At 65.3% G+C, this 19,169-nt stretch carries 17 protein-coding genes; 1 reads left to right on the plus strand and 16 read right to left on the minus strand.

Translation table 11 applies throughout. The features are described 5' to 3' along the window. Positions 1-19: 19 nt before the first annotated feature. Positions 20-1,051: a LacI family DNA-binding transcriptional regulator gene (locus tag IP91_RS13360; protein WP_145649523.1), complete on the minus strand. Its 1,032-nt coding sequence runs from the start codon at positions 1,049-1,051 to the stop codon at positions 20-22. 279 nt (positions 1,052-1,330) lie between these two features. Here IP91_RS13360 and IP91_RS13365 point away from each other — a divergent pair, with 279 nt between their 5' ends. After that, positions 1,331-3,079 (plus strand): FAD-dependent oxidoreductase, encoded by a 1,749-nt coding sequence (locus tag IP91_RS13365; protein WP_229474453.1) that lies wholly within the window; start codon positions 1,331-1,333, stop codon positions 3,077-3,079. Positions 3,080-3,092: 13 nt separating this feature from the next. On the opposite strand, the gene IP91_RS13370 is transcribed toward IP91_RS13365, so the two are convergent. The 15 genes from IP91_RS13370 to gyrA form a co-directional block, all read right to left on the minus strand. Next, positions 3,093-3,458 carry a hypothetical protein gene (locus IP91_RS13370; RefSeq protein WP_145649525.1) on the minus strand — a complete coding sequence of 122 codons (366 nt, stop codon included), beginning with the start codon at positions 3,456-3,458 and terminating at the stop codon, positions 3,093-3,095. Between the two features lie 208 nt (positions 3,459-3,666). Further along, positions 3,667-4,047: a ComEA family DNA-binding protein gene (locus IP91_RS13375; protein WP_145649527.1), complete on the minus strand. Its 381-nt coding sequence runs from the start codon at positions 4,045-4,047 to the stop codon at positions 3,667-3,669. 151 nt (positions 4,048-4,198) lie between these two features. Next, positions 4,199-5,131, minus strand: a complete 933-nt coding sequence (rfaE1, locus tag IP91_RS13380; protein WP_145649529.1) for a D-glycero-beta-D-manno-heptose-7-phosphate kinase — start codon at positions 5,129-5,131, stop codon at positions 4,199-4,201. A gap of 155 nt (positions 5,132-5,286) precedes the next feature. Beyond that, positions 5,287-6,462: a lipopolysaccharide assembly protein LapB gene (gene lapB / locus IP91_RS13385; RefSeq protein ID WP_145649530.1), complete on the minus strand. Its 1,176-nt coding sequence runs from the start codon at positions 6,460-6,462 to the stop codon at positions 5,287-5,289. A 65-nt stretch (positions 6,463-6,527) separates the two neighbouring features. After that, positions 6,528-6,827 (minus strand): LapA family protein, encoded by a 300-nt coding sequence (locus IP91_RS13390; protein ID WP_145649532.1) that lies wholly within the window; start codon positions 6,825-6,827, stop codon positions 6,528-6,530. 110 nt (positions 6,828-6,937) lie between these two features. Next, a complete protein-coding gene (locus IP91_RS13395) occupies positions 6,938-7,243 on the minus strand; it encodes an integration host factor subunit beta (protein WP_145649534.1) in 306 nt (101 codons plus the stop codon). A gap of 21 nt (positions 7,244-7,264) precedes the next feature. Next, positions 7,265-8,941, minus strand: a complete 1,677-nt coding sequence (gene rpsA, locus IP91_RS13400) for a 30S ribosomal protein S1 (RefSeq protein WP_145649536.1) — start codon at positions 8,939-8,941, stop codon at positions 7,265-7,267. 120 nt (positions 8,942-9,061) lie between these two features. Then, on the minus strand, positions 9,062-9,730 hold the full coding sequence (cmk, locus tag IP91_RS13405) for a (d)CMP kinase (protein ID WP_145649538.1): 669 nt from the start codon (positions 9,728-9,730) through the stop codon (positions 9,062-9,064). A gap of 116 nt (positions 9,731-9,846) precedes the next feature. Continuing rightward, entirely contained in the window at positions 9,847-11,199 is a 1,353-nt protein-coding gene (gene aroA, locus IP91_RS13410; protein WP_145649539.1) for a 3-phosphoshikimate 1-carboxyvinyltransferase, read from the minus strand. A 12-nt stretch (positions 11,200-11,211) separates the two neighbouring features. Next, entirely contained in the window at positions 11,212-12,126 is a 915-nt protein-coding gene (locus IP91_RS13415; protein ID WP_229474373.1) for a prephenate dehydrogenase, read from the minus strand. Beyond that, on the minus strand, positions 12,116-13,237 hold the full coding sequence (gene hisC / locus IP91_RS13420; RefSeq protein WP_145649541.1) for a histidinol-phosphate transaminase: 1,122 nt from the start codon (positions 13,235-13,237) through the stop codon (positions 12,116-12,118). Before hisC ends, IP91_RS13415 begins: the two co-directional genes overlap by 11 nt. 30 nt (positions 13,238-13,267) lie before the next feature. Beyond that, entirely contained in the window at positions 13,268-14,341 is a 1,074-nt protein-coding gene (gene pheA, locus IP91_RS13425) for a prephenate dehydratase (RefSeq protein ID WP_145649543.1), read from the minus strand. A 123-nt stretch (positions 14,342-14,464) separates the two neighbouring features. Further along, complete coding sequence (gene serC, locus IP91_RS13430) at positions 14,465-15,553, minus strand: 3-phosphoserine/phosphohydroxythreonine transaminase (RefSeq protein ID WP_145649544.1); 1,089 nt, start codon at positions 15,551-15,553, stop codon at positions 14,465-14,467. Between the two features lie 10 nt (positions 15,554-15,563). Beyond that, the gene (locus IP91_RS13435) at positions 15,564-16,154 is read right to left on the minus strand and encodes a DUF2059 domain-containing protein (protein ID WP_145649545.1); all 591 of its coding nucleotides are present in this window, start codon (positions 16,152-16,154) and stop codon (positions 15,564-15,566) included. A 69-nt stretch (positions 16,155-16,223) separates the two neighbouring features. Further along, a complete protein-coding gene (gene gyrA / locus IP91_RS13440; RefSeq protein ID WP_229474375.1) occupies positions 16,224-18,932 on the minus strand; it encodes a DNA gyrase subunit A in 2,709 nt (902 codons plus the stop codon). Positions 18,933-19,169 lie beyond the last annotated feature (237 nt).

The raw sequence follows: 19,169 nt of genomic DNA on the forward strand, positions 1-19,169 counted from the left end.
GAGTACTGCTGTTCGAGTACTACCGTATGCTGCCGCTCGATGCGCGCACCACCAGCTCTGCGTCCAGCGTGTGCGCGGCAACCCTGTTGTCGGAATCTGTCATTGCGTCGCTTCCCTTGCCGGCCTGCGCGGCCACCAGCTCCGTCAGCCGCTGCAGCGCCTGGGCGCCGAGCGCCGCGATCGGTACCCGCACGGTCGTCAGCGCAGGGCTGACGTAGCGGGCCACGGGAATATCGTCGAAGCCGGCCACGGCGATGTCCTCCGGGATGCGCAGGCCGGCGCCCTGCAGCGCGATCTGCGCGCCGATCGCCATCATGTCGTTGGCGGCGAACAGCGCATCCGGGCGCTGCTTCTTCCTCGCCAGCGCCTTGCCCACCGCCGTGCCGGACTGCTCGGAGAAGTCGCCCTGGAACACGCTCTCGCGCACGCCGGGCAGGCACTCGGCCAGCGCCGCGCGGTAGCCGCGCAGGCGTTCCTGCGCCTCGAAGTTCTGCGCCGGTCCGGTGAGGAAGGCGATGCGGCGGTGGCCGCAGCCGGCCAGATGCTGCACCATCGCGCGGGCGGCGCTGTAGTTGTCGATCGAAATGGACGAATAGGCCGCGCCGCCGGCACCGCTGTTGAGCAGCACCACCGGCAGCCGTTCCGGCAGGCTGTCGGCCAGCAGGTCGGCATCGACATGGGGCGACATCACCAGCAGGCCATCGACGCGGCCCCGCATCGAGCCCAGCACCGCGGCCGCCTCGTCGGCACCGCCGTGCAGGCCGGCCACGAGGATGTGCAGGCCGCGGCGGCGCGCGGCACCGTCGATCCCGCGGATCATCTCGGAGAAGAATTCGCCGTACAGGTCCGGCAGCAGCACGCCCACCGTGCTGGTGAGGCTGGTGGACAGGCTGCGCGCACCGATGTGCGGGGTGTAGCGCAGCTGCTTCATGATGGCGAGGACGTGGGCACGGGTCCTGTCGGTGACCGTGCCGTGGCCGTTCAGCACGCGCGACACGGAAGCGACCGACACATTGGCCGCCTGCGCCACGTCCTTGATGGTTACGCCCATTTGCCCACCGCCGTCTCCTGATCGCACCGATGTAACCGGTTACATTTTTTTAGCTGCGCCCGCCTGCGGGCGCTTCGGATAGCAGGAATGTAACCGTTTACATTTTGGCATGCAAACACTTTATTTTCGGACGTGTGGCGTACGCCACAACGGCAACAGGGGAGCGCCCCATCTGCCAGAGGAAACAGGCCGGGAAGGAACGTCCCAATGCGGCAGGGCCTTGGGCTACACTGGTGGCGTTCATAACATCTTTCGACTGCGCGCACGGCCATGGCAGACATGCACCCGACTCCCCCACCGTTCCTGCCCGAAGGCAGCAAGGACGAAACGCTACCGGCCAACCTGGAATCGCGCCGCTACCAGATGTTCCCGGTACTCTCCGAGGCAGAAATCAACCGCCTGCGCCGCTTCGGCACGGTGCGCAGGTTCGGCAACGGCGTGCGCGTGCTGGAGGCCGGTCACACCACGTTCGGCATGATCGTCACGCTGGCCGGCCGCATCGCCATCAGCCGCTACGACGGTCTCGGCAACTCGTATCCCATCACCGAACATGGCCGCGGCGAATTCACTGCCGAGGTGTCGCAGCTGTCCGGCCGCCCTACCCTCGTCAATGGCGATGCGGTGGGCGAAGTGGAAGCGCTCGTGATCTCGCCGGCCAACCTGCGTGCGCTGGTGATCGCCGAGGCGGACCTGGGCGAGCGCATCGTGCGCGCGCTGATCCTGCGCCGCGTGGGCCTGATCGAGGCCAATTCCGGCGGCCCGGTGCTGGTGGCGCCGGACGGCCACCAGCGCCTGCACCAGCTGCGCAGCTTCCTGACCAGCAATGGCTATCCGCACGTGGTGCTCGATCCGCAGGTCGACGAGCAGGCGCGCACGCTGTGCGAGTACTACCAGCCGGGGCCGGAAGACTGGCCGCTGGCCGTCTGCCCCGATGGCAGCGTGAAGAAGAATCCCAGCAACGCGGAGCTGGGCCGCTGCCTGGGCCTGCTGCCCGAGCTGGAAGAAGCCAAGGTGTGGGACGTGATCGTCGTCGGTGCCGGTCCGGCCGGCCTGGCGACCTCCGTATACGCGGGCTCGGAAGGCTTGTCGGTGCTGGCGCTGGACCAGCGCGCCTATGGCGGCCAGGCCGCGGCCAGCGCGCGCATCGAGAACTACCTGGGTTTCCCCACCGGGATCTCGGGCGGCGCGCTGGCCGGCCGTGCCTACGTGCAGGCGCAGAAGTTCGGCGTGGAGGTCGCCATTCCCGCGCCGGCGGCCCGGCTGATCTGCGACACCTACCCGCTGCAGGTGCAGCTGGCGGACGGCAAGCGCGTGCAGGGCCGCACCGTGGTGCTGTCCTGCGGCGCGCGCTACCGCCGGCCCGCGCTGGACAACATCGCCCAGTTCGAAGGCCGCGGCATCTACTACTGGGCTTCACGCATCGAGGCCAGCCTGTGCCGCAGCGAGGAAGTGATCCTCGTCGGCGGCGGCAATTCGGCGGGCCAGGCCGCCGTGTTCCTGGCCGGGCATGCCACGAAGGTGCACATGGTGATCCGCGGCGACGGGCTGAAGTCCACCATGTCGTCCTACCTGATCGAGCGCATCCGTGCCACGCCGAACATCGAGCTGCACACGCACACGGAGATCATGCGGCTCGATGGCGATGACGAGGGGCTGAAGGGGGTCCGCCTGCGCAACAACCGCACCGGCGATGAAGAGGACTGCAATGTCTGCCGCGTGTTCCTGTTCATCGGCGCGGACCCGAACACGGACTGGCTGGGCGACTGCGGCGTGGAGGTCGATCCGCAGGGCTTCATCCGCACCGGTCACGACGTGACGCAGGCGCAATGCCGCGCCAACTTCGAGGCGGGCGTGTATCCGAAGGACCAGCCGGTGCGGGCGGCACTGGAAACGAGCGTGCCGGGCGTGTTTGCCATCGGCGACGTGCGGGCCGGTTCGACGAAACGGGTGGCGGCCGGCGTGGGCGAAGGGGCGCAGGTGGTGTCGCAGATCCACGCCTTCCTGGCCAGCCTGCCGCTGGCGGTCTAGCCGTCCGCGCGGTTCAGCCGAGCTTCTGGCTGCGCTGCTGATCCCGGCCGCCGCGCAGCGCCAGCACCGAGGCACCGACGCAGAGCAGCGCCCAGATGTCCGGTTCCGGCACGGGAGACAGCGGGGAATCGACGGGAGCGTAGGATGGCTGGACGGGCCTTGGCAGCCCGGCCTGTTGCGCCGGCATATCGAGGCTGACGGTGGCACCGAAGGCAGCATCGATACCGTCATCGTCGGGGGCATACAGAAGCGCTGCCCCCTCTTCCTGCGTCAGGGCGGTCACCTGCGCGACGGTCCCGGATCCGGTCCCGGCGGCATGGCAGAAGGACGCGAGCGACAGCAGTAGCGACGCCGACAGCGCACCGTACGACTTGGTCATGGCGATCCTTCTCGTTGGTTGGGAGATAATCAGAAGAAAGGATTATACATGCAAAGAAACAAATTCTTTCTATTAATCCACTTCGTTACAGAATTACAACAACCATTGTCGAGTCGATTACCTTGACCGCCCGTTTCGCCGCCGTCCGTCGCATGGTACGGACGAAAAAAACCCGGGCAGCACCCGGGTTCGACGGCCACATCAGCGATTACTTCTTCACGACATCCTTCTTCGCTTCGGCACTCTTCGTCTCTGCACTCTTCATGTCCGCACTCTTCGCGCCGGCAGGCTTCGTTTCGGGAGTCTTTGCGGCCGCGCCATCGCGGGCCTTGCCGTTCACCTGCAGGCCCGCTTCGGAAAGCTTCACCGCGTTCTTCCCGCCGATGCCCTTCACGCGTTTCTCGAAATCGCTCCAGTCCTTGAACTCGCCCTTGCCGCGCTCTTCCAGGATGGCCTTCGATTTCGCCGGCCCGATGCCCTTCACGGAATCGAGCGCGGCCTGGTCGGCCTTGTTCACGTCGACCTGCGCGAACGCGAACGTCATTGTGGCAAGGGTGCCGGCAACGGCAAGCAGTAGTTTTTTCAGCATGGTCTTCTCCAGGTCGGTTGGCTGATGCGACGCGAATGCGCCTGCCACAGCTTAACGGACAGTCACCGCCGAGGTTGACAGAGTGTGGTGGGCGTTGCGGGGAGTCAGCGGGCTCGGCGATGGGGGGAACTTTTGCCGAGCCCGCCTTTGCTCAACCGCCGAACAGCTCCTCGCGCGTCACCGTGGCCGTGCCCAGCTTGCCGACGACGATGCCGCCGGCGCGGTTGGCCGTGTGCACGGCGTCGTGCCAGCTGGCGCCCGCGCCCAGCATCGCGGCCATCGTGGCGATGACCGTGTCGCCCGCGCCGGAGACGTCGAACACCTCGCGTGCATCGGCGGGAATGTGGAAGCGGTCGTCCTTCGTGTACAGCGTCATGCCCTCTTCCGAGCGGGTCAGCAGCAGCGCCTCGAGCAGCAGCGATTCGCGCAGGTTCTGGGCCTTCTCCGTGAGCTGTTCCTCGCTGTTCCAGCTGCCGACGATGCGTTTCAGCTCGCCCTTGTTCGGCGTGAGCACGGTGGCGCTGGTGTAGCGCGTGAAGTCCTCGCCTTTCGGGTCGACCATCACGATCTTGCCGGCCGCGCGGGCCGCCATGATCATGTCCGCCACGTTCACCAGGCTGCCCTTGGCATAGTCGGACAGCACGATCACGTCGTAGTCGGGCAGCAGCGCGCGGAACTGCATCAGCTTGTCGCGCAGGACGATGTCGCTGGGCGGCTCCTCGAAGTCGATGCGCAGCATCTGCTGCTGGCGGCCGATCACGCGCAGCTTGATGATGGTGGAGATCGCATCGTCGCGTTTCAGGTAGCTGTGGATGCCGCCGCCCTGCAGCAGCTGTTCCACTTCGTCGCCTGCTTCATCGGCGCCGACGACGCCCAGCAGGCCGGCATGCGCGCCGAGTGCCGCGGTGTTGCGGGCCACGTTGGCGGCGCCGCCCAGCCGGGCCTCGCGCTTTTCGACGCGCACGATGGGGACCGGCGCTTCCGGCGAGATGCGGGCGACTTCGCCGAACCAGTAGCGGTCCAGCATGACGTCGCCAACGACGAGGATGCGGACTTTGTCGAGGGCGGGGGAAGAATAGGTCATGGGCGAGTTACTCAAGATTTGTCTTTCATAGGGCGGCTTCGCTGCGTCCTGGCGCGGTGCCGGTTGGTCGCCCGAATGTCACACCCGGCAGAGCTCGTGTCCATGTCGGGGTCTGACCCCAAGGTGGACACAGACTGGGCAGTGGCGGTGACGGGTTAATTCATCACGTTCAGTTCTTCGGTACGGCGTGGCGGGTAGGTTTCCCAGCGGCTGCAGCCGGGGCAGTGCCAGTAGAACTGGCGCGCCTTGAAGCCGCAGTGGCTGCACTGGTAGCGCGCCAGCTTCTGCGTGTAGCCGTGAACCAGGTTCTTCACCAGCGACAGCTCGGACAGCACCGCGGGCGACGCGTCCAGCATGCGGGCTTCCAGGAATTTGTCGAGGCCCAGCAGCGTGGGCGTGCGGCGCAGTTCGTCGCCCACCAGCTGGCGCGCGGCCTCCACGCCTTCCAGCTCCAGCACGGCCTTGAACACCACTTCCAGCAGGTCGATCGAGGAGGCCTGCTGCAGGTAGGATTTCAGCAGCGACAGGCCCTCTTCCGGGCGGCCCACTTTCCGGTAGCCGTCCATGATGCGCTGGGCCACGAGCGCCACGTGCGGCACGCTTTGCTGCTCCACGCGGCGCCAGGAATTGAGCGCGCCTTCCGTGTCGCCCTGCGCCAGCAGCACGTCGCCGACCAGCATCGTGGCGCGCACGCTGGTGCGGTCGGCCTGCAGCGCCCGTTCCAGCAGCGGCATGGCGTCGTCCGGATGCATGTGCACCAGCGCGTCCTGCGCCAGTTCGCAGTAGAACTGCGCGATCTCCTTTTGCCGCGAACCGGAGCCGGCTTCCTGCAATGCCAGCGCGGCCTCGATGGCGCGCTGCCATTCCTTCTCCCGCTGGAAGATCTCCAGCAGGGCGCGGCGGCCCTGCACGGCATACGACGTGTCCAGCAGGCGTTTATAGGTTTCCTCGGCGCGGTCCAGCAGGCCCGCCTTCAGGTAATCCTGTCCCAGCTCGTATTCGGCGTGGGCGCGTTCGTCCGCCGGCAGGTCGGGCCGCGACAGCAGGTTCTGGTGGATGCGGATGGCGCGTTCCGTCTCGCCGCGGCGGCGGAACAGGTTGCCGAGCGCGAAATGCAGCTCGGTGGTTTCGGGATCCTGCTTGACGATCTCGATGAAGGAATCGATCGCCTTGTCCGGCTGGTCGTTCAGCAGGTGGTTCAGGCCCTTGAAATAGCCGCGCGGCAGCGTGCGCGATTCGGAGACCAGCTGGCGGATATCGACCCGCGCGGCAATCCATCCAAGGCCGAAGAAGGCCGGGATGCCCAGCAACCACCAGAGTTCAAAGTCCATGTTCTATTGTTTTGTTTGTCTTGTTGGCGCGTGATGCGCGCGGCGAGCGGCGAGCGGCGCTGCGCTTATTGTTGTGCATTCACGCTGTCGGGTGCGCGGTTGACCTGCAGCGCGGTGGCCTGCAGCGTCTGGATGGCGGTCTTCTGCTTGTTCGTCTCGCGCCGGTAGCGCACCACGGTCGGTGTCAGCGCCAGCACGCCGAGGACGGCGCCGGCCACGAAGAACACCAGCAGCATCAGCACCAGCGGCGCGCGCAGCTCGTAGCTCAGGAACAGGTGCAGGTCGACTTCCTGCGAATTTTTCAGGGCGAAGCCGAAGAACAGCACGAACAGCACGATGCCGACAATGGTGGAAATGATTTTCATCGTTGCGGGTTCCGCTCTTTATTCATGCCCGGACATTACAGGGATTCAACGAAAAAAAAAAGGGCGAACTCGCGTCCGCCCTTCTCCGACTTCACTTCACCGCAGACGATTCAGTCCTCGATGATCGGTTGCCCGACCATCGCGTCCACGCGCTCGCGCAACTGCTTGCCCGGCTTGAAATGAGGCACCCGTTTTTCGGGCACCATCACCTTGTCGCCGGACTTCGGGTTGCGGCCGATGCGCGGAGGCCGACTGTTCAGGGCGAAGCTGCCGAAGCCCCGGATCTCGATGCGCTGGCCGGCCGACAGGGCGCCGGTCATCGCATCCAGAATGGTCTTCACGGCATACTCCGCATCCTTTGCCACCAGCTGCGAATAACGCTCAGCCAGGCGGTTGATCAGTTGGGACTTGGTCATCTGCGTTCCGTATTGTCAGTATTAGTTCTTGTTATCGAACTTGGCCTTCAGCAGTGCGCCCAGGCTGGTGGTGCCCGATGCGGCGTTGCTGTCCGAAGAGATCTTCTGCATCTGCTCGGCGGTGTCAGCATTGTCCTTGGCCTTGATGGACAGTTGAATGCTGCGTGCCTTGCGGTCGATGTTGATGACCAGGGCTTCGACCTTGTCGCCGACCTTCAGGTGCGTACCGGCATCTTCCACGCGGTCGCGGGACAGCTCGGAAGCGCGCAGGTAGCCTTCGACTTCTTCGTTCAGCTGGATCACGGCGCCTTTCGGCTCCACCGACTTCACGGTGCCGGTGACCAAGGAACCCTTGTCGTTCAGCGCTGCGAAGTTGTTGAACGGGTCGCCTTCCAGCTGCTTCACGCCCAGGGAGACGCGCTCGCGCTCGACGTCGATGGCCAGAACCACGGCTTCCAGTTCGTCGCCCTTCTTGAACTTGCGCACGGCTTCTTCGCCAGCTTCGGTCCAGGACAGGTCGGACAGGTGCACCAGGCCGTCGATGTTGCCGGCCAGGCCGATGAACACGCCGAAGTCGGTGATCGACTTGATCGCGCCGCGCACTTTGTCGCCCTTCTTGTGGGTGACGCCGAAGTCGTCCCAAGGATTCGCCTTGCACTGCTTCATGCCCAGCGAGATACGGCGACGCTCTTCGTCGATCTCCAGAACCATGACTTCGACTTCGTCGCCCAGCTGCACGACCTTGTTCGGTGCCACGTTCTTGTTGGTCCAGTCCATTTCGGACACGTGGACCAGACCTTCGATACCCTGCTCGACTTCTACGAACGCGCCGTAGTCGGTCAGGTTCGTCACTTTACCGAACAGGCGGGTGCCTTGCGGGTAACGACGGGACAGGCCGGTCCAAGGATCGTCGCCCAGCTGCTTCACGCCCAGCGAAACGCGGTTCTTTTCCTGATCGTACTTCAGGACCTTGGCGGTGATTTCCTGGCCAACCGTCAGCACTTCCGACGGGTGACGCACGCGGCGCCATGCCAGGTCGGTGATGTGCAGCAGGCCGTCGATGCCACCCAGGTCCACGAACGCGCCGTAGTCGGTGATGTTCTTGACGACGCCGGTCACGACCGTGCCTTCTTTCAGCGTTTCCATCAGCTTCTGGCGCTCTTCGCCCATCGATGCTTCGATGACGGCGCGGCGGGACAGAACGACGTTGTTGCGCTTGCGGTCCAGCTTGATGACCTTGAATTCGAGGGTCTTGCCTTCGAACGGGGTCGTGTCCTTGACCGGACGGGTGTCGACCAGCGAACCCGGCAGGAATGCGCGGATGCCGTTGGTCAGGACGGTCAGGCCGCCCTTGACTTTGCCGTTCACGGTACCGGTGACGATCTCGCCCGATTCCATTGCTTTTTCCAGTGCCAGCCACGATGCCAGGCGCTTGGCCTTGTCGCGCGACAGGATGGTATCGCCGAAACCATTTTCCAGCGATTCGATGGCCACGGAAACGAAGTCGCCTACTTTGACTTCCAGTTCGCCCTGGTCATTCTTGAATTCTTCAACAGGGATGAAAGCTTCCGATTTCAGGCCGGCGTTGACGATCACGAAGTTGTGATCCAGACGCACGACTTCAGCGGAGATCACTTCGCCGGAGCGCATGTCTTGACGTGACAGGGACTCTTCGAAGAGGGCTGCGAAACTTTCCATTTAAATGTATTCCAGGTTATCCAGCAAGGCTCGCCAAATGCGACTTCAACTGGGTTGGGGGGCGGTAAGGCCCGGGTTGACACACGTTGCGGGCGGACAGAGCACGCTCGCAACACCAAATTACCTCCCGAAGGCCGCGTACCAGTGCAGGACCCGAGCTACGGCCTCATCGACCGTCATGTCCGAGGTATCGAGCACATGCGCCCCCTCTGCAGGGACGAGAGGAGCGATGGCCCGGTGCGTATCCCGGTCGTCGCGCGCTTTCAAATCCATCAGGAGGTCGTCCATGTTAGCAGAAATTCCCTTGCCGATCAATTGCTTGAAGCGGCGTTGCGCGCGCGCCTCGACACTTGCGGTCAGGAACACCTTGGTATGGGCGTGCGGGAAGATCACGGTGCCCATGTCGCGGCCGTCCGCCACCAGGCCGGGCGCCTTGCGAAAGCCCAGCTGCAGGCCGAACAGGGCCTGGCGCACGGCCGGCAGCGCGGCGATCTTCGATGCCGTATTGCCCACTTCCTCCGCGCGGATCGCATCCGTCACGTTCTCGTTGGACAGGAAGATCGCCTCGCCGGTGAAGCTGATGTGCAGGTGCTCGGCCAGTTTCGCCAGCGCGTGCTCATCCGTGAGGGGGGTCTGGCGGCGCAGCGCCTGCAGCGCCGTCAGGCGGTACAGCGCACCGGAATCGAGCAGATGAAAACCGAGATGGTCGGCAACCTTGTGGGCAACGGTCCCCTTGCCGGAGGCAGTCGGACCGTCGATCGTGATGACGGGGATGTTCGAGGTAGGCATGAGGCGGATTTTAACCCGCCAGCGTCCCAAACAATTGCCCATAAAATGGGGACAGACCCCATTTTCTGGGCAATGTTTCCTGAAAAATGGGGTCTGTCCCCATTTTTTTTGCAACTTCAGTACTTCGTGTCGTGGGCGATGCCGGCGAAGGCGGTGAAGTAGTCGGGGAAGGTTTTCGCGACGCACTTCGGGTCGTTGATGCGCACTTCGGTGCCGCGGCGCGCGGTGCCATCGAGCGAGGCGAGCGAGAAGCACATCGCCATGCGGTGGTCGTCGTAGGTGTCGATGGTGGCCGGCTGCAGCACCTTCGGCGGGGTGACCTTCAGGTAGTCGGCGCCCTCCTCCACTTCCGCGCCCAGCTTGCGCAGTTCGGCGGCCATCGCGGCGATGCGGTCGGTCTCCTTCACGCGCCAGCTGGCGATGTTGCGCAGCGTGCTGGTGCCCTCGGCATACAGCGCCGCGATGGCGATCGTCATGGCCGCATCGGGGATGTGGTTGAAGTCCGCGTCGATCGCCTTCAGCGGGCCGTGCGACTTCGATTCGATCCAGTTGTCGCCCATCGTGATGTGCGCGCCCATCTCCTGCAGCGCATGCACGAAGCGCACGTCGCCCTGGATCGAATCGCGGCCCACGCCCTCCACGCGCACCGGACCGCCGGCAATCGCACCGGCTGCCATGAAGTACGACGCCGACGACGCATCGCCCTCGACATGGATATTGCCCGGGCTCTGATAACGCTGGCCGGTCGAGATCGTGAACGACCGCCACTCGTCCTGTTCGACGGTGACGCCGAAGCGCCGCATCAGGTTCAGCGTGATCTCGATGTACGGCTTCGAGATCAGCTCGCCCTCGACCTCGATCGTCACGGCATGCGAATGCGCCATCAGCGGCGCGACCATCAGCAGCGCGGTCAGGAACTGGCTCGACACATTGCCGCGCACCGACAGGCGGTTCGTGTTGAACTGGCCATCCCGGATGCGCAGCGGTGGATAGCCCGGATTGCCGGTGTACTCGATGTTCGCGCCGACGGCGTTGAGCGCGTCGACCAGGTCGCCGATCGGGCGCTCGTGCATGCGCGCCACGCCGCTCACCTGATAGTCGCCGCCGATCACGGCCAGCGCCGCCGTCAGCGGGCGGATCGCCGTGCCGGCATTGCCCATGAACAGATCGGCCTGGCGGTTCGGGAAATTGCCGTTGGCGCCCTGCACGCGGTGGATGGTGCGCGCGGTGCCGTTGACGGCTTCCTGCGGCACTTCGGTCCATTCGACGCCCAGCGCGCGCAGCGCGCCCAGCATCACCTGCGTGTCGTCCGAATCGAGCAGGTCGACGATCTTCGTCTCGCCTTCGGCCAGCGCGGCCAGCAGAAGGATGCGGTTGGAGATGCTCTTCGAGCCCGGCAGGCGCACGACGCCTTCCACGTGCATCACGGGCTTCAGGTCGATGTAGGGGGGATGGTCTTGTTCGGCCATGATGGGTATTCCTTATTCAGCGTTGTCTTGTGGGGCCGGCGTTTCGGCCGCCTCGATGGCCTCGATCCAGTTGCGGCGGGCGCGCTGCGCGTTGCCGTACACGGCTTCCAGCGCGGCGCCATCGCCGGCGGCCAGGCGTTCGCGAAGCAGCGCCAGCTGCGCCAGGTAGGCATCCAGCTCGCCCAGCAGCGCGGCCCCGTTGGCCAGGCTGATGTCGCGCCACATCTCCGGCGAGCTGCCGGCGATGCGGGTGAAGTCGCGGAAGCCGCTGGCGGCATACTGGAACAGCAGGTCGGCATGGGGTTTGTTGGCGATGTCGTCCACCAGCGCGTAGGCCAGCAGGTGCGGCAGGTGGCTGACGGAGGCGAACACGCGGTCGTGCTCTTCCGGCGCCAGGCGATGGATGATCGCCCCGCAGGCACGCCAGGCATCCGTCACGCGGTCGACATCCTCCGGCCGGCTCTCGGCCAGCGGCGTGACGACGAATTTCTTGCCGACGTACAGGTCGCCGACCGCCGCCTCCGGGCCATTCGTCTCGCGCCCGGCGATCGGGTGGCCCGGCACGAACTGCCCCACGCGGTCGCGCAGCACCGAGCGCGCAGCGGCAGCGACGTCGGCCTTCGTGCTGCCGGCATCCGTCACCACCGCATCCTCGCCCAGGAAAGGCAGCAGCCCTGCCAGCACGCCGGCGGTCTGCGCGACGGGCGTGGCCAGCAGCACCATGTCGGCATCCTTCACCGCTTCCGGTCCGATGCCCACCGCGTCGATGATGCCCAGTTCCAGCGCGCGCCGCGCCGCGGCGGGCGAGCGGTCGATGCCGATCACGTGCCGCACGGCGCCGGCTTTCTTCAGCGCCAGCGCGAACGAGCCGCCGATCAGGCCCACGCCGTAGATGACCAGCGTATCGATGGTGCCGTTAGTCGCCACGGCTCTCCGCCAGCGCTTTCTGCAGGGCCGCGATCAGCACGGCATTCTCCTGCGGCAGGCCGATCGAAATGCGCAGCCACTCGGGCAGGCCATAGTTGCCAACCGGGCGCACGATGACGCCCTGCTTCAGCAGCGCCAGGTTGATGCGCGCACCGGCGCCCATGTCGTTGCCGACCTTGACCAGCACGAAGTTGCCGTGCGACGGCACATAGTCGAGCCCCATTTGTTCGAACGCCTCGACGAACTGCTGGTAGCCGGCCGTGTTGTTGCGGGCGCTCTTTTCCAGGAACGCGCTGTCGCCCAGCGCCGCGATGGCAGCCGCCTGCGCCAGCGAATTCACGTTGAACGGCTGCCGGATGCGGTTCATCAGGTCCGTCAGCGCCGGCTGGGCCAGCGCGAAGCCCACGCGCAGGCCGGCCAGGCCATACGCCTTCGAGAACGTGCGCGACACCAGCAGGTTCGGATACTGGCGCACCCAGGCCGGCGAATCGTAGCGGTCCGCTTCGGACAGGAACTCCGTATAGGCCTCGTCCAGCACGACGACGACGTTCGGCGGCACGCGCTTCAGGAACGCCTCGATCTCGGCGCCCGGGATGAACGTGCCGGTCGGGTTGTTCGGGTTGGCGATGAACACCAGGCGCGTGTCTTCCTCGATCGCGTCCAGCATCGCTTCCAGGTCGTGACCATGTTTTTTGGCAGGCACCACGATATGGCGCGCGCCCAGGCCCTGCGTGGCCAGCGCGTACACGGCGAACGAGTACTGCGCGTAGACCACCGACTGGCCCTTCTCGACGAAGGCGTGCGCGGCGATTTCCAGGATGTCGTTCGAGCCATTGCCCAGCGTGATCCAGTCGGCCGGCACGTCGTAGCGCGCCGCCAGCACCTGTTTCAGCTCGAAGCCGTTGGCATCCGGGTAGCGGCCCAGTTCCGCGGCGGCCTGCACCATCGCGGCTTTCGCGGAGTCCGGCACGCCGAACGGGTTTTCATTGGAGGCCAGCTTGACGATGGTGGCCTCGTCGAGGCCGAACTCGCGGGCCACTTCGGAAATCGGTTTGCCGGCCTGGTAAGGGGCGATGGCACGCACATAATCAGGACCGAAATGCTTTGACATAAACAAACTCTCTTAAAAATTCAGCTGGGATCAGGTGAGGCTGGTGGGATAGGACCCCAGCACCTTGAAGAAGGCGGCGTTGCTGTTCAGTTCAGCGAGCGCGCGGGCCACGGCCTCGTTCTGCACGTGGCCTTCGATATCGACATAAAAATAGTACTCCCACGCGCCGGTGCGCGCGGGACGGGATTCGAAGCGCGTCATCGACACGCCGTGCTGGGCCAGCGGCGCCAGCAGCTGGTAGACGGCGCCGGCCTTGTTGGGCACGGCCAGCACCAGCGACGTGCGGTCGCTGCCGGACGGTCCCGGCTGCAGCTTGCCGACGATGGCGAAACGCGTGCGGTTGTGCGGATCGTCCTGGATGTGGCCCTTCACCACGCCGAGGCCATACTGCGCGCCGGCGATCTCGCTGGCGATCGCCGCGATGGTCGGATCGAGGCTGGCCAGCCGCGCCGCCTCCGCGTTCGAGGCGACGGCACGCCGCTCGATGTGCGGATACTGCTCGTTCAGCCATACCTGGCACTGCGCCAGCGCCTGCGAGTGCGCGCAGATGGCCGTCACGCCGTCCATCGCGCCGGTCCTGCTCATCAGGCTGTGGTGCACGGCGATCGCCACCTCGCCGCTGATGATGAGGTTCGTCTGCAGCAGCAGGTCCAGCGTGCGGTTGATGGCCCCTTCCGACGAGTTCTCGACGGGCACCACGCCGAATTCGGCGGTACCCGCTTCCGTGGCGCGGAACACTTCGTCGATCGACGCGCACGGCAGCCCTTCGACGGCCTGGCCGAACTGGCGGTACACGGCCTGCTCGCTGAACGTGCCGGCCGGGCCCAGGTAGGCGACGGTGACGCGTTTTTCCAGCGCCCGGCAGGCCGACATGATCTCGCGGAAGATCGTCTGCATCTCCGTATTGCCCAGCGGGCCGGGATTGCGCTCGGCCACGCCGCGCAGCACCTGCGCTTCCCGTTCGGGACGGAACACGGGCGCGTTCGTTTCGGCTTTGACGTGTCCCACTTCCTGCGCCACTTGCGCGCGCTGGTTCAGCAGGGACAGCAGCTGCGCGTCGATCGCATCGATGCGGTCGCGCAGGGGTTTCAGTTTGTCTGTCATGGTTTTGCTTTGATCCTGGTGTGCTGGCGTTTGCCGCTGCCGCTGCCGCTGGCCGCTGGCCACTGGCGCGTGCCTGGTGTCAGCCGCCCTTGCCCCGGTCAGCGGTGCGCAGGCGTCGACGGCTCAGCGCCCGGCAAACTCGTTCAGATAATCGACCAGCGCCTGTACGCCTTCGATCGGCATCGCATTGTAGATCGATGCGCGCATGCCGCCGACGGACTTGTGGCCCTTCAGCTGCAGCAGGCCGCGCGCCTTTGCGCCGGCCAGGAATGCTTCGTTGTTCGATTCGTCGCGCAGGTAGAACGGAATGTTCATGCGCGAGCGATAGGCCGGAGCGACGCGGTTCTGGTAGAAGTCGTCGGCATCCAGTGCCGCGTACAGCAGCCGGGCCTTGTCGATGTTGCGCTGTTCCAGCGCCGCCACGCCACCCTGCTGCTTCAGCCACTGGAATACCAGTCCGGCGATGTAGATGCCGTAGGTGGGCGGCGTGTTGTACATGGATTCGTTGTCCGCCACGTTCCTGAAATCGAACGCGGACGGGCAGACCGGCAGCGCGTGCCCGATCAGGTCATCGCGCACGATGACGACCGTCACGCCGGCCGGTCCGATGTTCTTCTGGGCGCCGCCGAAGATCAGGCCGTACTTCGACACGTCGACCTGACGCGACAGGATATGCGACGACATGTCCGCCACGACCGGCACGCCGGCCGGCACGTCGGGCACGAAATCGATCTCCACGCCGTCGATGGTCTCGTTGGTGCACAGATGCAGATACGCGGCATCCGGCGTGAGACGCCATTCGGATTGCGACGGCACGCCGGTGAACTTGCCGGCCTGGCCGGATGCGGCCACGTTTACCTTCGCGTAACGGGCCGCCTCCCTGATCGACTTGCCGGACCACGATCCCGACTCGATGAAATCGATCGTGGCATCGGGGCCCTTGCGGCCGACCAGGTTCATCGGGATCACGGCATTCATCGACAGCCCGCCGCCCTGCATGAACAGGATGCGGTAGTTGTCCGGCACCGCCAGCAGCTCGCGCAGGTCGCGCTCGGCCGCGCGGTAGATCGAGATGAATTCGGGACCGCGGTGGCTCATCTCCATGACGGACATGCCGCTGCCATGCCAGTCCAGCATTTCGGCGGCTGCCTGCTGCAGCACTTCCTTCGGCAGCACGGCCGGGCCGGCGGAGAAGTTGTAGACGGTCGTCACGCGGGATTCCTTATTTTTTTGCCTGGTTCTGGGCCTGTTTTTCGTTCAGTTCCTGCATCACCTTGTTGATGCGCGGCGCCACCAGGCGCTGGCTGAACTGCATGCCCTCGCCCAGCAGCTGCGGCATGACCTGCAGCGACTTGCGGCCAACCGGGCTGCGGTAGAACGTGGCGAGCTCCTTCATCTCGTCCGCCGTGAAGTGCCGCGCATACAGCGGCACCATCTCGCCCATCATCTCGTCGGCCAGCTTCGGATCTTCCAGCACCTTCGACATGGCGGCGGTGGCCTGCGGCACCATGCGGTCGACCTCGGCCAGCTTGTCTGTCTTCTGCTGCTCGGTCAGCGTGGTGCTGCTGCGGATCTGGTTCTGTGCACTGCCCCGCATCATCGCCGGCATGTTGGCGATCATCTGCTTCATCATGGCGGCCGTGGTGGCGCGGTAGTTCATCGCCTCCAGCAGGTCGCGCGCGGCGGCACTCGTTTTCGGGTCCGGCGCCACCGCGGCGGGCGGCTGGGTGGACAGCGTGGGCTGGGCCAGGGCGGGCACCGCCAGCGTGGTGGCGGCCAGCGAGACCAGCAGGGTTGCAGCGATCTTGTTCATGGTGGATGCACTCTCGATTGGTCAATGAGAATGGGCCCGGTCCGGCATTCGGAACGGGCCCATCGCCTGTCACTCCTCGGTCGGTCCTTCTTCGGACGCCGTGTTGCCGGCCGGGTCGTCTTCGGCCCGCGCCGCCACTTCGTTGGCCGCCTCGGTGGCCGCCGCGGCATCCGAGGCCGCCGCCGCTTCGGCCAGCTCCTCCTCGTCCGCCTCGACGATGCGCTGCAGGCCGGACAGACGGGTGCCGTCTTCCACCGCGATCAGCGTGACGCCCTGCGTGGCGCGCCCCATCTCGCGGATCTCGGAAACACGCGTGCGGATCAGCACACCGCCCGTCGTGATCAGCATGATCTCGTCGCTCGGTTCGACCAGCGTGGCCGCCACGACCTTACCGTTACGCTCGGTGGTCTGGATGGCGATCATGCCCTTCGTGCCGCGGCCATGGCGGGTGTACTCCGTGATCGGCGTGCGCTTGCCGTAGCCGTTCTCGGTGGCCGTCAGCACGGTCTGCTGCTCGTTCTCGGCCACCAGCAGCGCGATCACGTTCTGGCCTTCGTCCAGGTTCATGCCGCGCACGCCGCGTGCCGTGCGGCCCATCGGGCGCACGTCGTTCTCGTCGAAGCGCACGGCCTTGCCGGCATCGGAGAACAGCATCACGTCGTGCTTGCCGTCGGTCAGCGCGGCACCGATCAGGAAGTCGCCTTCGTCCAGGTCCACGGCAATGATGCCGGCCTTGCGCGGGTTGGAGAAGTCGCGCAGCGGCGTCTTCTTCACGGTGCCCAGGCTGGTGGACATGAACACGTAGTGGTCTTCCGGGAAGGTGCGGTTCTCGCCGGACAGCGGCAGCACCACGGTGATCTTCTCGTTGTCCTGCAGCGGGAACATGTTGACGATCGGCCGGCCGCGCGAGTTGCGCGACCCCTGCGGCACTTCCCACACCTTCAGCCAGTACATGCGGCCGCGGTTCGAGAAGCACAGGATGTAGTCGTGCGTGTTGGCGATGAACAGCTGGTCGATCCAGTCCTCTTCCTTCGTGGCCATGGCCTGCTTGCCGCGGCCGCCGCGCTTCTGCGCACGGTATTCGGAGATCGGCTGCGACTTCATGTAGCCCAGGTGCGACAGCGTGACGACCATGTCCTGCGGCGTGATCAGGTCTTCCGTGCCCAGGTCGGTGGCGTTGTGCTCGATGACGGAGCGGCGTTCGTCCTTGGTGCCGTAGTCCGTCTTGGCCAGGTTCAGTTCGTCGACGATGATCGCGGTGACGCGCGCCGGCTTGGCCAGGATGTCCAGCAGATCGGCGATCTGCGCCATCACTTCCTTGTACTCGTTGACGATCTTGTCCTGCTCCAGGCCCGTCAGGCGCTGCAGGCGCATCTGCAGGATTTCCTGGGCCTGGTCGTCGGACAGCTTGTACAGGCCGTCGGCCTGCATGCCGTAGTGCTTCGGCAGGTGCTCGGGGCGGAAGGCGTTGATGTCCACGTCGCCGCCGTCGCCGGTGCGGGCCAGCATTTCGCGCACCAGGGACGAATCCCAGGCGCGTGCCATCAGTTCGGACTTGGCCAGCGGCGGCGTGGGCGCGGCCTTGATGATGGCGATGAAGTCGTCGATGTTGGCCAGCGCGACAGCCAGGCCTTCCAGCACGTGGCCCCGTTCGCGCGCCTTGCGCAGCTCGAACACGGTGCGGCGCGTGACCACTTCGCGGCGGTGCGACAGGAAGACGGACAGCAGCTCCTTCAGGTTCAGCAGCTTCGGCTGGTTGTCCACCAGCGCCACCATGTTCATGCCGAACGTGTCCTGCAACTGGGTCTGCTTGTACAGGTTGTTCAGCACCACTTCCGGCACTTCGCCCCGTTTCAGCTCGATCACCACGCGCATGCCCGATTTGTCGGACTCGTCGCGGATGTCGGAGATGCCTTCCAGCTTCTTGTCGCGCACGTTCTCGGCGATACGCTCGAGCAGCGATTTCTTGTTGACCTGGTACGGCAGCTCGTCGACGATGATGGCCATGCGGCCGCCGTCCTTGCCGTATTCCTCGAAGTGCGTCTTGGCGCGCATCACCACGCGGCCGCGGCCGGTGCGGTAGCCGTCGCGCACGCCGGACACGCCGTAGATCGTGCCGCCGGTCGGGAAGTCCGGTGCCGGAATCAGTTCGATCAGCTCGTCGATCGAGCAGTCCGGGTTGGCCAGCACGTGCAGTGCACCGTTGATCACTTCGGAGAGGTTGTGCGGCGGGATGTTCGTCGCCATGCCCACCGCGATGCCGGACGAACCGTTGATCAGCAGGTTGGGCACGCGCGTCGGCAGCACCGTCGGCTCCTTTTCCTTGCCGTCGTAGTTCGGCTGGAAGTCGACGGTTTCCTTGTCGATGTCGGCCAGCAGTTCGCCGGCGATCTTGTCCAGGCGGCACTCGGTGTAACGCATGGCCGCCGCAGCATCGCCATCGATCGAACCGAAGTTGCCCTGGCCGTCCACCAGCGTGTAGCGCAGCGAGAAGTCCTGCGCCATGCGCACCAGCGTGTCGTAGATCGACGCGTCGCCGTGCGGGTGGTACTTACCCATCGTGTCGCCCACCACGCGGGCGCACTTCACGTACGGCCGGTTGTAGTGGTAATTACTTTCGTGCATGGAAAACAGCACCCGGCGATGCACCGGTTTCAGGCCATCGCGCGCATCCGGCAGGGCCCGGCCCACGATCACGCTCATCGCGTAATCGAGGTAGCTCTTGCGCATCTCTTCTTCGAGCGAAATAGGGATTGTTTCTTTTGCGAATTGATCCATTAGCGGGCTTCTCTGGCGTGGGTTCCGGCTGCCCGTAGAGGCAGACAATCGTTCGATTTTACCATGCTGGGGAGGTGCTCGGACCGTTTGCTATTTCCACAAGGCCATAGCGCGCCGCCACGGTGGCGGACTGTGCAGAATGACGCTGCAGGGCCGATGCGGAAGCTCATGTAATCGTGCAGACATATTTGCGTTTTATCATCGCCTGTCCCCACAAAATGCGTTGCATTAACACAA

This window comes from Pseudoduganella lurida, from assembly GCF_007830455.1.
Classification (GTDB): Bacteria; Pseudomonadota; Gammaproteobacteria; order Burkholderiales; family Burkholderiaceae_D; genus Rugamonas; species Rugamonas lurida.